Source organism: Stutzerimonas stutzeri (genome assembly GCF_038561965.1).
Taxonomy (GTDB): domain Bacteria; phylum Pseudomonadota; class Gammaproteobacteria; order Pseudomonadales; family Pseudomonadaceae; genus Stutzerimonas; species Stutzerimonas stutzeri_AA.
This window is the reverse complement of the sequence record NZ_CP139348.1, coordinates 3,573,240-3,585,140: the sequence shown is the minus strand read 5'-3', so window position 1 is coordinate 3,585,140 and position 11,901 is coordinate 3,573,240. Positions and strand designations below refer to the sequence as shown.

Annotated in this window: 12 protein-coding genes; 4 read left to right on the top strand and 8 right to left on the bottom strand. The window is 62.6% G+C overall.

The features are described 5' to 3' along the window. Window positions 1–23: 23 nt before the first annotated feature. Complete coding sequence (gene pyk / locus SM130_RS16455) at window positions 24–1,472, bottom strand: pyruvate kinase (RefSeq protein WP_102824988.1); 1,449 nt, start codon at window positions 1,470–1,472, stop codon at window positions 24–26. Window positions 1,473–1,622: 150 nt separating this feature from the next. On the opposite strand from pyk, the gene SM130_RS16450 reads away from it, so the two are divergent. Genes SM130_RS16450 through SM130_RS16440 form a run of 3 tightly spaced genes read left to right on the top strand, consistent with a single transcriptional unit; the run spans window position 1,623 to window position 2,923 of the window. Continuing rightward, window positions 1,623–2,000 carry a tetratricopeptide repeat protein gene (locus tag SM130_RS16450; protein ID WP_102824989.1) on the top strand — a complete coding sequence of 126 codons (378 nt, stop codon included), beginning with the start codon at window positions 1,623–1,625 and terminating at the stop codon, window positions 1,998–2,000. Window positions 2,001–2,024: 24 nt separating this feature from the next. Then, complete coding sequence (locus tag SM130_RS16445; protein WP_102824990.1) at window positions 2,025–2,447, top strand: DUF4124 domain-containing protein; 423 nt, start codon at window positions 2,025–2,027, stop codon at window positions 2,445–2,447. A 47-nt stretch (window positions 2,448–2,494) separates the two neighbouring features. Continuing rightward, complete coding sequence (locus tag SM130_RS16440) at window positions 2,495–2,923, top strand: PilZ domain-containing protein (RefSeq protein ID WP_102824991.1); 429 nt, start codon at window positions 2,495–2,497, stop codon at window positions 2,921–2,923. A gap of 5 nt (window positions 2,924–2,928) precedes the next feature. Here SM130_RS16440 and SM130_RS16435 read toward each other — a convergent pair whose 3' ends face one another. The 6 genes from SM130_RS16435 to SM130_RS16410 are packed head-to-tail and all read right to left on the bottom strand — an operon-like array spanning window position 2,929 to window position 9,654. Next, complete coding sequence (locus SM130_RS16435) at window positions 2,929–4,254, bottom strand: DUF58 domain-containing protein (RefSeq protein ID WP_102824992.1); 1,326 nt, start codon at window positions 4,252–4,254, stop codon at window positions 2,929–2,931. After that, complete coding sequence (locus SM130_RS16430) at window positions 4,251–5,264, bottom strand: AAA family ATPase (RefSeq protein WP_102824993.1); 1,014 nt, start codon at window positions 5,262–5,264, stop codon at window positions 4,251–4,253. The genes SM130_RS16435 and SM130_RS16430 overlap by 4 nt, the downstream gene beginning before the upstream one ends. Further along, the gene (locus SM130_RS16425) at window positions 5,261–6,433 is read right to left on the bottom strand and encodes a DUF4350 domain-containing protein (RefSeq protein ID WP_102824994.1); all 1,173 of its coding nucleotides are present in this window, start codon (window positions 6,431–6,433) and stop codon (window positions 5,261–5,263) included. The genes SM130_RS16430 and SM130_RS16425 overlap by 4 nt, the downstream gene beginning before the upstream one ends. Continuing rightward, window positions 6,430–7,983: a DUF4129 domain-containing protein gene (locus SM130_RS16420; protein WP_102824995.1), complete on the bottom strand. Its 1,554-nt coding sequence runs from the start codon at window positions 7,981–7,983 to the stop codon at window positions 6,430–6,432. Before SM130_RS16420 ends, SM130_RS16425 begins: the two co-directional genes overlap by 4 nt. Then, window positions 7,970–8,950: a stage II sporulation protein M gene (locus tag SM130_RS16415; RefSeq protein ID WP_102824996.1), complete on the bottom strand. Its 981-nt coding sequence runs from the start codon at window positions 8,948–8,950 to the stop codon at window positions 7,970–7,972. The genes SM130_RS16420 and SM130_RS16415 overlap by 14 nt, the downstream gene beginning before the upstream one ends. Further along, window positions 8,947–9,654, bottom strand: coding sequence for an RDD family protein (locus SM130_RS16410; RefSeq protein WP_102824997.1), 708 nt, complete (start codon window positions 9,652–9,654; stop codon window positions 8,947–8,949). The genes SM130_RS16415 and SM130_RS16410 overlap by 4 nt, the downstream gene beginning before the upstream one ends. A gap of 258 nt (window positions 9,655–9,912) precedes the next feature. Here SM130_RS16410 and sbcB point away from each other — a divergent pair, with 258 nt between their 5' ends. Further along, window positions 9,913–11,349 carry an exodeoxyribonuclease I gene (gene sbcB, locus SM130_RS16405; RefSeq protein WP_102824998.1) on the top strand — a complete coding sequence of 479 codons (1,437 nt, stop codon included), beginning with the start codon at window positions 9,913–9,915 and terminating at the stop codon, window positions 11,347–11,349. Window positions 11,350–11,493: 144 nt separating this feature from the next. Here sbcB and mvaT read toward each other — a convergent pair whose 3' ends face one another. After that, complete coding sequence (gene mvaT / locus SM130_RS16400) at window positions 11,494–11,874, bottom strand: histone-like nucleoid-structuring protein MvaT (RefSeq protein ID WP_102824999.1); 381 nt, start codon at window positions 11,872–11,874, stop codon at window positions 11,494–11,496. Window positions 11,875–11,901: the final 27 nt, after the last annotated feature.

The following is an 11,901-nucleotide window of genomic DNA, read 5'->3' as shown; positions in this document are numbered from 1 at the left end:
GCCTCGTGTCTAGCCCGTCGAGTTTACTGGTCGCCGACGCGCAGGATCTTCATCGTGTTGGTGCCACCGGTGCTGTCGTGATAACTGTCACCCTTGGTGAGCACCACCCAGTCGCCAGGCTGCACGATGTTGCGCTTGAGCAACTCCTCTACCGCCATCTGACTGACCTTGTCTGCCGGCAGCGCAGCAGGATCGAACGGTACGGTCTGGACGCCACGGAACAGCGCGACGCGCGCCTGGGTTGCGCGGTGCGGAGAGAAGGCGAAGATCGGCACCGCAGACCGTATGCGCGACATGATCAGCGGCGTGTAACCGCTTTCGGTCAGGGCGATGATCGCTTTTACGCCCGGGAAATGATTGGCGGTGTACATCGCCGCCAGCGCAGCGCTTTCATCGCAGCGTTCGAACTGCTGGCCGAGGCGGTGGCCCGACTTGGTGCTGGTTGGATGCTTCTCTGCGCCGCAGCACACGCGCGCCATGGCCTTGATCGCTTCGATCGGATATTCGCCAGCGGCGCTTTCGGCCGAAAGCATCACCGCATCGGTGTAGTCGAGTACCGCGTTGGCTACATCGGACACCTCGGCGCGGGTCGGCATCGGGCTGTGGATCATCGACTCCATCATCTGCGTCGCGGTGATCACCACTTTGTTGTGGCGGCGGGCGTGCAAGATGATCTTCTTCTGGATGCCGACCAGTTCGGCGTCACCGATTTCAACGCCCAGATCGCCACGGGCCACCATCACGCCATCGCTGGCGCGGATGAGACCGTCCAGTGCTTCGTCATCGGCTACCGCTTCGGCCCGCTCGATCTTGGCGATCAGCCAGGCGTCGGAGCCGGCTTCGTCGCGCAGGCGGCGCGCCAGTTCCATGTCCGCGGCATCGCGCGGGAAGGAGACTGCAAGGTAGTCCAGCTTCAGTTCAGCGGCCAGCTTGATATCGGCCTTGTCCTTATTGGTCAGCGCCGGTGCAGTCAGGCCGCCGCCGCGGCGATTGATACCCTTGTTGTCCGACAGCGGGCCGCCGATCAACACGGTGCAATGCAGTTCATCAGCCGTGGTGTTGTCGACGCGCATCACCACGCGCCCATCATCGAGCAGCAATTCGTCGCCGACGGTGCAGTCTTTGACCAGATCCGGATAGTCGATACCGACCACTTCCTGGTTGCCGGCATCGCGCGGGTGGGTCACGGAGAAGCGGAACTGGTCGCCTTCCTTGAGCTCGATGCGCTTGGCGGTGAACTTGGCGATGCGGATCTTCGGCCCCTGCAAGTCTCCGAGCAGCGCGACGAAGCGGCCATGGCGCGCGGCGATTTCGCGAACCAGCTCGGCCCGGGCGCGATGCTCGTCGGGATTGCCGTGGGAGAAATTCAGGCGGGCGACGTCCAGCCCGGCGACGATCATCTTTTCCAACACTTCCGGCGAGCTGCTTGCTGGGCCCAGGGTGGCGACGATCTTGGTGCGACGCGGAATCATTCAATTGCTCCTTTTTCTGGCTGGCTGCGAGGCTACTATGCTCGCCGGTTGTAGTCATCGGTCGGCGGGCACTACTCTTTCGGCCTTGTTTGACGGGCTGTCTGCAGGTTTTTCCAATACGGTCGATACAGGAGGCATACGGAGGAACCCATGCGCACCTTGATCATTATTTTTCTGAGTCTTGTGACCGTCGGCTGCAGCAGCCGCCATGCTTCCGATCGCCACCTGGATGCGGCTTACCAGCATTACGAGGCCGACAACTGCGAGCGAGTGATGCAATCGTTGTCGCAGGCGGAACGCCGCAGCAAACCGCGCAGCCAGGTGCAGCCGGAGATTTCCCTGCTGCGGGGGCAATGTCTGGAGCGCCAGGGGCTGTTCGTCGACGCCGGCGAAACCTACCGCTTTATCGTCGACCGCTACCCAGCCAGCGAATACGCCTATCGAGCACGTGCGCGTCTGGAGACGCTTAGGCAGCTGGGCCACTATCATGTCGAGCCGCCTGTTGTGGTTCATCCGGCCAAGCGCTGATGTCGTGAAACCAGGTGAGAGAACATGCGAGCGTTGCTTCTGACTGCCATGCTGCTGCCAGCGCTGGCATCCGCGCAGATCTACCGCTGGACTGACGGTGATGGACGCGTGCATTTTGGCCAGCGCCCACCGGCTGGAGCCGAGCAGGTTGATGTACGGCCGCAAGTGGTCGAGCGAGACGAGCAGACCCGCGAGCGCGAGGCGCGCAGCGAACGTTTCTTCGACGCCCGACGGCAGGAAAAGCAGGCGGCGCGCGAGCAGGCTGGCCAGCTTCATGCCGCCCGGGAGCAGGAATGCCAGGCCCTTCGCAGGCAGTTGTCACAACTGCAGCTTGGCGGACGCTTTTTTCGTAACGATGCGGCGGGCGAGCGCGTCTACTACAGTGAAAGTGAAGTAGAGGCGGCTCGACAGCGCCTGGCAGCGCGTATCGGCCAGGAATGCAACTGAGCCGAAGGGATTCGAATTGCAGGGCTAAGGTTGAAGGCTCCGACGACATGAACATGGCGAACCAGCGTCGTATCCAACGGCATCAGTTGCCGTATTACCTCAATGTATTCAACCGGTTTACCGAAAAGCCGCTTGGTTTTATCGGCAACCTGTCCGAAGGCGGGCTGATGCTGATCAGCCCCTATCCGATGATGCTCGGCGTCAGCTTCGAGATGCGCTTGAAGATTCCGGGCCAGACTGGCCAGCTGCGCCATGTGGACTTCAGTGCGTTCAGCCTGTGGTCAAGCGAGGACGTCACGCCAGGGAGTTACGACACCGGCTTTTCCCTGGTCGAGCCGCCAACCGAAATTCGCGAGATGGTCACCGCGTTGCATCACTACTTCAGCTTTCAGCCGATGCTGCACATGCCGCTGTCGCATCACGCCAGCTCAGCGCCTGATCGATTCACCGACAAGGATTGTTGTCTCGGCCTGTAAGGCCGCTACAGCGTTCTTGTCTTTTTCCATGCCAGATAGCGCCCGACCAGTGCTGGTCCCAGATCGCAAGGTGGGACGTCCAGCACTGGCATGCCATTGGCCATAAGGCGTTTGTGCAGCTGCTGGCGTGCGCTCAGGTAATCCTGCGCGCCGCAGTAGTCGAGCGCATCGTCCAGATTTTGCACCGGCCGCACACGCAGGTGGTCCAGCACTTCTTCGCGCAGGCTCACCAGCAGCACGCGATGCCGTCGCGAAAGTCGCTGCAGAGCGGCATGCAGCTCTGCATCGTCTTCGTCGCGCAGATTGCTTAGGACGATCACCAGCGCCTGGCGCTGTTGCCTGGCCAATAGCTGTTCGGTCGCCGCACCATAATCAGCTGGCTGCTGGGTGGGCTGCAGGTCATAGAGGCTGTTCAGCAATACGCGCAACTGTTGTTGACCCTTGGCGGGCGCGACATATCGTGGCTCGCCGGCGAAGGTGCAGACGCCCACTGCGTCGCCCTGGCGCAGCGCGGCGTAGGCGAGCAGCAGGCCGGCATTGAGCGCGTGATCGAAGTGGGTAAGTTCTGCGTCCTGACTACGCATACGACGGCCACAGTCGAGCATCAGCACGATCTGCTGGTCTTGCTCGTCCTGATATTCGCGGGCAATCGGCATTCGGGTGCGTGCTGTGGCTTTCCAGTCGATCTGCCGCAACGTATCGCCCTCGCGAAATTCGCGTAATTGATGAAACTCCAGCCCCAGGCCGCGCCTGGGCTGCTGGCGCACGCCGAGGCGGTTCAGCCAGACGTCGACGGCTTGCAGGCCGGCACCGTGCAACCGGGCGAAGTCGGGGTAGACCCGGGTGTCATCGGCCAGCGGCAGCTGGCGTTTGCTGCGCCATAGGCCCAAAGGGCTGGTCAGCTGCATGTCGCAGCGCTGGAAGGCAAAGCGTCCGCGGCGAACCGGACGCAGCCGGTAGGTGATTTGGCAATGCTCCCAGGGTTGCAGGCGTATTCGTTGCGGCAGCTGCTCGAAAAGCATGCCTTCCGGCACGTGGTCGAACAGTTCCAGCTCGGCAGGATGGGTGTCCTCGTTGCGAACCAACAGCTGCACGTTGCTCCAGTGACCCAGCGGCAGGTTGCCTGACAGGCTGCGTTGCAATGACGGCGAAGGCCGCCGCTTCAGGTTGCGTGCGTCGAGCACAGCGACCATCCCCAATGCCAGCAAAAGCCCCCACCAGGCAGAGCGCCAACCTTCGGCTTCGATACCCATAGCGGTGAGCGCGCCAAGTGGGACGGCCAGGAGCACCAGCGTTGCCAGCGCAACGAGCAGGCGACGGGATGGAGTCATGCGCGCGGAGCCGCCACCTGGCCGAGCACCTGCTGCAGCACCTGGTCCACCGAAAGCCCTTCGATATCAAGCTCCGCGGAGAGCCGTACGCGATGGCGCAGTACGGCCAATGCGCAGCCCTTGATATCGTCCGGCGTGACGAATTCGCCGCCGCGCAGCAAGGCCCTGGCGCGCCCGCCGCGAACCAGGGCGATCGAAGCGCGCGGGCCGGCACCTAGTGCCAGGCCCGGCCAGCTGCGTGTGCTGCGCGCCAGGCGCACGGCGTAGTCCAGAACCTGATCGTCGAGCGGTAGTTCGCTGGCGATCTTCTGCAAGGCCAGCACATCGCGTGCCTGCACCAACTGACGCAAGGCGCTGACGTCGAGCATGTCGGCCCGTGCCGAGCGGGTGACCTGGCGCACCAGCTCCAGCTCCTCGTCGGCTTGGGGGTAATCCATACGTAGCATCAGCATGAAACGATCGAGCTCGGCTTCGGGCAGCGGATAGGTGCCTTCCTGCTCGATCGGGTTCTGGGTGGCCATGACCAGAAAGGGTTGCGGCACGGCCAAGGCCTTGCCTTCCAGGGTCACTTGTCGCTCCTGCATCACCTCGAGCAGCGCGGCCTGGGTCTTGGCCGGGGCCCGGTTGATTTCATCTGCCAGTAGCAGGTTGGTGAATACCGGGCCTTTGCGCAGCTTGAACTGCTCGGTCTGCATGTCGTAGACCGCATGGCCGGTAACGTCGCTGGGCATCAGATCGGGGGTGAACTGGATTCGCGAGAATTCGCCGCCGAAGCAGCGCGCCAACGCCCGTACCAGCAGTGTTTTGCCCAGTCCGGGTACGCCTTCGATCAGCACGTGGCCGCCAGCGATCAGCGCGGTGAGGACGCCATCAATGACTTCGTCCTGGCCGATCACCGCCTTGTGCAATTCATCGCGCAACGCCTGGGCTAGCTGGCTGGCTCGCAGACGCTGGCTCGCAGGGTTGGCGCTTGGCGCGGCGCTGTTTGATTCGGAGGTGTTTTCGCTCATAGGGCATTCCTGAGGGTTTGCAGGTAGGCGACCTGCCGGGTGAATTCGGTGGCCGACAGGCGTTGCTGCGACACGGGGCGCATGGCCTGTTCGATGCTGGCAGGCGGCAGGCTGGAAAGTTGTGAAAGAAGTATCAGCTGCCCACTGAGTGGTAGCTCGTCGAAGCCGGGATGGCGATGCTTGGCCCGGCGTTGAATGTCGTGCTGAAGGCGTTGCAGGAGGCTTTGCTCGCGGCCATGGCGCAACAGGAAGTCTGCCGATCCGCGCAGATGCTCTTGCAGCTGGCGACGCGCCGGGCTGGCCGGAGACTGCAGCGGGCCGAAGCGCTGCCCGGCATGCCAGAGTGCAAACAGCGTGAGCAGACCCAGCGCGGTGAGCAACTCCGGGAAGTGGCGGCGCAGTTGCGCCAACAGACTGTCATGTTCGCTGCGGTGCACCAGGGTGACTTCGCTGTCCTGAGCCAGGTACCAGAGCAGCCAGGCATGGTCGTATTCGTCGATATTGCGGTTCTGCCAGATCCAGCTGTCGGTCAGCGCGGTGACCAACCCGTCACCGTGCTGCAGTTGCAGCATGTGCGTCGCGCCCGCGCTGTTGGCCCAGGCGTGGGCGCGGTTGTCGGCGTCGTAGAGATGGAAATCCGTATCGAAGGCGAGATAGGCCGGCGCGCTTTCATTCTCCAGATACAGCTTGGTCAACTGCGGATGCTGTTCTGTCTTGGATGGCTGTGGCGTCTGGGTGTCTTCATCCAGATCCTTGGTTGAGTACTGCTGCAGGTTGAGTTGATCGAGCAGCAGGTCGCCGCTTTTGCCTGCTTTCTCATCCCACAGCCGCTCTGCAACGACGACCAGATGCCCGCCGGCGGCGGCCCAATCCAGCAGGCGCCCGGTCTGCCGAGGCGTCATGTTGCGGCGGTCACCGAGCAATAGCAGCGTCTGGCCGCTGGTCGGCAGCGTCTCCAGCCCGGCGATGCCTTCGTGGTGGCTGACCTGCAGGCCAAGGTCGCGCAGAAACAGCTCGGCGGCCAGATAGTCGTTGCTTCGCGCCTGCGGTGCAGCGCCGTGTTCGACGACATCCTCATACGGCTGCAGGTGGCCGCTCAGCCAGATGATCAGCAGGCCGAGCAGCAGGATCGCGACGAAGGCCAGAAGGCGCGTGTGGAGGCGGTTCATGGCTGCCCGCCCTCGACAAACAGTGCGCGCCAATCGGCGCACAGCGCGTCGCGCACTTGCTCGTCGGCAGGGCGATGCCCGTAAGCCTGTTGCTGCCAGTGGCGGGTGAGCTGTTCAGCGAATCGCGACAGCGGGTCGAGCTGCAGATCACGCACCTGCTGCAGAACCTCGCCCTCGGTGTGCGCTGCCTTCAAGGGCAGCTGGAAGTCGCGCAGCAGACGGCAGAGCAAGCCGCGATAGAGCAACGCCAGCGCCGCGCGCGGGTCTAGCTGCCAGAGCCGTTCGGCTTCGCTGGCGATATCGTCTGGCAGGCTGTGCGGGGCGACATCTAGGCCGAACAGTTGCTCGGGCGGCGCCATGCGGCGCCGGTTCGGCAACCGCATACGGCCGCCGAAGGTACGCAGCCAATCGCGGTAGCGCCACAGCACAAGCGCGACCAGCAGCGCCAGAGCGGTCCAGAGCAGAACCTCGAGAACCTGCGCCAGACGGTCCAGACCGTGCCAGAACGAGCCGCCCTGAAGCAGGCGTTCGATCAGGCGTGCCAGCGCACCTGGCTGTTTGGCCTCGTCGCCATCGCCCAGGCGCCAGCGAGTTACCGTTTCGCGGTGTTGAAAGGGTGGCTGGTCCAGCAAGGCCTCGATTCGTTCGCGCGCTGCTTCGCTGGTCACTGGCTGATTGAGCAGGCGCTTACTTTCCGGGCCTGGCTGGATTTCGTCGGCTTGAGCAGCGGGGGCCGCCCAGGCTGCCTGTTGCGCCGGCCATAGCAACAGCCCACAGGCGAGCAGGAGCATCGGCACGGTACCGAGCAGGCGCTGACGCAGTCGGCGGAAGGCCAGTTCGATATCCCAGGCTTCCAGATGTGTGCGCCGGTTGAGATAGAGGCTGAAGCCGCAGGCGACGTAGATCGGCTCCCAGACAATCAGTACCAGGACGTAGAGCAGGTTGGACAGGTGTTCGAGCCAGAGCCATTCGCCGCTTAGTCCGAGTAGGTCTTCCCAGTTCCAGCGCTGCACCAGCTGCGCTGGCAGGAGGAAATACAGCACGCCGAGCAGGCCGAGCCAGAGTGCGCCTTCCAGATGCACGCCGACCACGGTCAGCCAACTCGCTGCGCGCCCGTTGCGCAGACTCAGGGCAACCACGCGCTGCGTTCGCGCTTTGCCGTCGAGCCCCTCGAGTTGTTGCACGGGCAGATCGAAGCTGCGTGTCGTACTCAGCCGGCGCCAGGTCAGGCTGGCGAACCACTGCGACCGCAGCAGGCCGGGAAACGCCTTCAGGCTTTCTCTGAGCCCGGGCGTTTCGCCGAACAACGCTCTGGACAGAATGTGCAGTGGTAGCCGCTCATAAAGCGGCTTCAGCCACCAGAACAACAGCAGCGCGATGCTCGGATGCTGCCAGAGCAGCAGGCTGGTCAGCGCGAAAACCGGCAGCGTGACGGCGGCCCAGGTTGCCATCAGCAGCTTCGCGTGGCGCCTGGCTAGCAGGGTGCCGAGGTCCAGGGCTTCCCATGGGCTGCGAGGACGGATCGAGACGCTGGCATCACTCAGTTGCATGCTGACCTCGCCCGGTCAGGCAGAAATAACCGGCCACGATTAGCCAGAGCAGGGCGCCGACGATGTACTTGATTGCTGGCGTGGCGAGGGTCATGGACGACCAATAGGCCTCGACGAACGCGGCGATCAGCAGAAAAAGCGTGGCACCGCCGACTAGCTGAATACCGCGTTTGGCTGCCTGACGCAGCGCGTCCCCGCGTGTCAGTCGGCCTGGCGCAAGCAGCGCGACGCCAAGCTGCAGGCCAGCAGCACCTGCAAGGGTGATTGCCGTCAGTTCGAAGGCGCCATGACCGATGACGAACGACCAGAACGGCTGGTGGTAGCCGATGCCGCTCAGATGGCCGGCCACGGCGCCAATGGTCAGGCCATTGAACAGCAGGAAAAACAGCGTGCCGAGACCGAACAGCAATCCGCTGGCGAACGTCTGGAAGGCGATGCCGATGTTGTTCATCACGTAGTAGCCGAACATCAGCCAATCGTCGCCAGCGCCTCGCTCGGCGAAACGCCCCAAGCGGCTGGCGTCCGGGTCGTACATCTGTTCCATCTGGGCGACCTGTTCGGGTGGCAGGATGCTGTAGACCAGTTCGGGATATAGGTAAACCAGTACAGCCATGCTGATCAGGCTGCCGTAGAACAGCAGGCTGGCGGCCAGCACGTAGCGCCATTGTTCACGGACCGAGCGGGCGAAACCTCCGCTGATGAAGCCCAGCACGCGGCCGAGCAATGGACTGCGATGGCGGTAGAGCTGCTGATGCCCGCGGAGCGCGAGCTGACGCAATTGCTCGATCAGTTGACTGCTGTAACCGCGTGACTCTGCCAAGGCCAGTTGTTGGCAGAGTTGGCGGTAGGCGCTCGGAAATGTGCTGGCTTGCGTACTGCTCTGTTTGCCGCGCTCAAGCGCGTCCAGCTGTATGGCGAATTCTTGCCACTCGGCCTGGTGCTGGCGCTCGAATAGGGCCTGCTTCATGGCGAGCCCACCAACGAGCGGGCGATGCCATGGATTTTCGCTTCGGCATTCTCGTCACTGGTCCCAAGGGGGGCGGCCAGAATTGACGCCAGCTCCAGGCGGCGTTCGGCAGACAGGCTCCCATGGCGTTCGGCAAAGCTGATCAGTGCGCGCTGCTCGTCCAGGGTCAGCGCGAGGGGCGCTGTGGCCGGCTCGGCATCGGGAAGCGTAGGGCGTGGCTGTGGCTTCTCCTGATAGACAACCAGCGTGCCGGCCGCCAGATCGCCGAGGCGCTTGAAAGTCGGGTGGCCAAGGCAGCTCAGGGCGCCGAGGAAATATCCGAATGGCAGCATGTCGACGAATCGCAGCAGATTACGGGTGAGCGAGGAAGACCAGCCGACTGGCGTGCCGTCGTCATGCACGACGCGCAGTCCCAGCCAGTATTTGCCAGGGGTGCGGCCTTGATTCAGTACTTCGAAAAGCACCATGTACCACCACTGCACAAGGAACAGCAGCAGTGTTCCCAGGCCCATGCCGAACTTGCCTAGAAGTCCAAGGGTGATAAAAAGCGCCAGCAGGACGGCCGCACGAATCGCCAGGTCGATGGAGAAGGCGAGGGCACGTGGCACCAGTCCGGCCGGGCGCAGAAGGAGATCGATGCCCTCGGGTGTCTCGACGCGGAGGTTTGTGTCGAGCAGGGCTTGTCGGTCGAGAATGGAGGGCAAAGGCAAGGTCGTCTGAAATCAGGCAAAGGGCGATGCTATGCGGCAACTGCCGCTGCGGCAATGCGCCTGAGTCTCGTGCATGAGCCCCGGCGAGCCAACGAAGCGCGATTATGGCGAAATGCCTGCCTTATTGCAGGATGCCGTTCGCAGAGCCGCGCGTCGATAGAGCGCGTCAGCGGCGTTGAGCATTGCCGGGCCGGGTCTGCGAGGTGCCGGCCTGGCTGATAGACTGCTGTGCTGATCGAGAAGGACTCTCCCGTGACTCCAAGCATCTTCTGGTACGACTTCGAAACCACAGGGATTTCGCCCAGCCGCGATCGTCCGTTGCAGGTAGCGGGCATCCGCACCAACGAGGCGCTCGAGGAAATTGGCGAGCCGCTGAACATTTACTGTCGGCCCTCCGACGATATTCTTCCGCATCCTGCCGCATGCCTGATTACCGGCATCACGCCTGCAGTCCTGCAGCACAAAGGATTGTGCGAGGCAGAGTTCATTCAGCGGCTGCATCAGCAACTGTCCGTGCCCGGAACCTGCGGTGCCGGTTATAACAGCCTGCGTTTCGACGACGAGGTGACCCGCTACAGCCTGTACCGCAACTTCTACGACCCTTACGCGCGTGAGTGGCAGGGCGGCAATAGTCGGTGGGACCTGATCGACCTGGTGCGAACCGCTTATGCGCTACGTCCGGAAGGCTTGGTCTGGCCTGAGGAGGATGGCCGGGTGACGCTCAAGCTCGAGCGCCTGAGCGTGGCCAACGGGCTGGAGCACTTGAATGCTCACGATGCGCTGTCTGATGTGCGCGCTACCATCGCTCTGGCCAGGCTCGTTCGTGATCGCCAGCCGCGGCTGTATGACTATCTCTACAACCTGCGACGTAAACAGGCGGTGCTGGAACGGATCACCCTGCTCGAACCGCTGGTGCACATATCCGGCCGTTTTTCAGCTGCGAGGCATTTTCTTTCGGTGGTGCTGCCGCTGGGTTGGCATCCGCGCAACCGCAACGCGCTAATCGTCTGTGATCTGCAGGCCGAGCCCCAGCCTCTCCTGCAGGAAAGCGCCGAAACCTTGCGGCAGCGCCTTTATACCCGCCGTGACCAACTCGCCGAAGGCGAACTGCCGGTCCCGTTGAAGCTGGTACACGTCAACAAGTGCCCGGTACTGGCACCGCTCAAGGTGCTGCGCGAAGCAGATACTCAGCGCCTGGGTCTGGATATGTCGCTCTGCCAGGCGCGCGCTGCTGCATTGCGTGAGCAGCGGCAGGTTTGGACCGAAAAGCTGGACGAGATTTACCGCGAGGAGGGTTTCGCCGGAAGCGAAGACCCGGAGCAACAGTTGTATGACGGCTTTCTTGGCGACCGGGACCGGCGACTGTGCGACCAGGTCCGCAACATGGCACCTGCCGATCTGGCAAGACATCCGTGTCGATTTGATGATGCTCGCCTTGAGGCGCTGTTGTTTCGCTACCGCGCGCGCAACTTTCCCGACGCGTTATCTGCAGAGGAACAATCGCAGTGGCGTCAGTTCTGCCAGCAACGACTGAGCGACGATACGTACGGAGCACCTAACACGCTTGCACAGTTCGAGGCGGGTATCCAGCAATCCATGGTTACCGCCACGCCGGCGCAGCAACAACTGTTACAGCAATGGCGCGACTACGGTCTGAGCCTGCGTGCGCGTTACGGGCTGGCTAGCTAGTTGGCTCGAAAAGGCTTTCGAGTAACGTCGCGGTAAATGGCGACTGGCAATGCCGGGTGAAGGCAACAGTCGCGCAAATAAAAACGCCATTTCTCGACATTATGATTATGTCGAGAAATGGCGTTCGGTTTAAACCGTTACGACTTAGCCGAGCAGGGTGGCCCAGCTTTCGACGGTTTCGGAACCCCACTGGGCCTTCCATTCTTTCAGTGTCTTGTGATTGCCGCCTTTGGTTTCAATCACTTCACCGCTGTGCGGGTTCTTGTACTGCTTCACGCGGCGGGCACGCTTGCTGGTTGCCGGCGCTTTGGCAGCGCGCGGGCTCTTGCCGTTGCGGGAGGCTTCTGGGTCGAGCAGGGCGATGATATCGCGCAGCGACTTCTGATATTCACCCATGAGTTCGCGCAGCTTGCCTTCGAACTCCAGTTCCTTTTGCAGTTTGTCGTCTTCGGAAAGGGACTTCAGTCGCTCCTGAAGTTCCTTGATGGCTTCTTCAGTGGCGCGATACTCGTTGATAAGTGACATTTGACTTCCTTGGGATAGGTTTGAACG

What these genes read in the sequence shown, in the direction of transcription:
- SM130_RS16445 (WP_102824990.1), top strand. Translation starts at nt 2,025, where the DNA reads ATGCGAGCGTTGCTTCTGACTGCCATGCTGCTGCCAGCGCTGGCATCC.
- SM130_RS16450 (WP_102824989.1), top strand. Translation starts at nt 1,623, where the DNA reads ATGCGCACCTTGATCATTATTTTTCTGAGTCTTGTGACCGTCGGCTGC.
- SM130_RS16440 (WP_102824991.1), top strand. Translation starts at nt 2,495, where the DNA reads ATGAACATGGCGAACCAGCGTCGTATCCAACGGCATCAGTTGCCGTAT.
- pyk (WP_102824988.1), bottom strand. Translation starts at nt 1,472, where the DNA reads ATGATTCCGCGTCGCACCAAGATCGTCGCCACCCTGGGCCCAGCAAGC.
- SM130_RS16435 (WP_102824992.1), bottom strand. Translation starts at nt 4,254, where the DNA reads ATGACTCCATCCCGTCGCCTGCTCGTTGCGCTGGCAACGCTGGTGCTC.
- SM130_RS16420 (WP_102824995.1), bottom strand. Translation starts at nt 7,983, where the DNA reads ATGCAACTGAGTGATGCCAGCGTCTCGATCCGTCCTCGCAGCCCATGG.
- mvaT (WP_102824999.1), bottom strand. Translation starts at nt 11,874, where the DNA reads ATGTCACTTATCAACGAGTATCGCGCCACTGAAGAAGCCATCAAGGAA.
- SM130_RS16430 (WP_102824993.1), bottom strand. Translation starts at nt 5,264, where the DNA reads ATGAGCGAAAACACCTCCGAATCAAACAGCGCCGCGCCAAGCGCCAAC.
- SM130_RS16415 (WP_102824996.1), bottom strand. Translation starts at nt 8,950, where the DNA reads ATGAAGCAGGCCCTATTCGAGCGCCAGCACCAGGCCGAGTGGCAAGAA.
- SM130_RS16425 (WP_102824994.1), bottom strand. Translation starts at nt 6,433, where the DNA reads ATGAACCGCCTCCACACGCGCCTTCTGGCCTTCGTCGCGATCCTGCTG.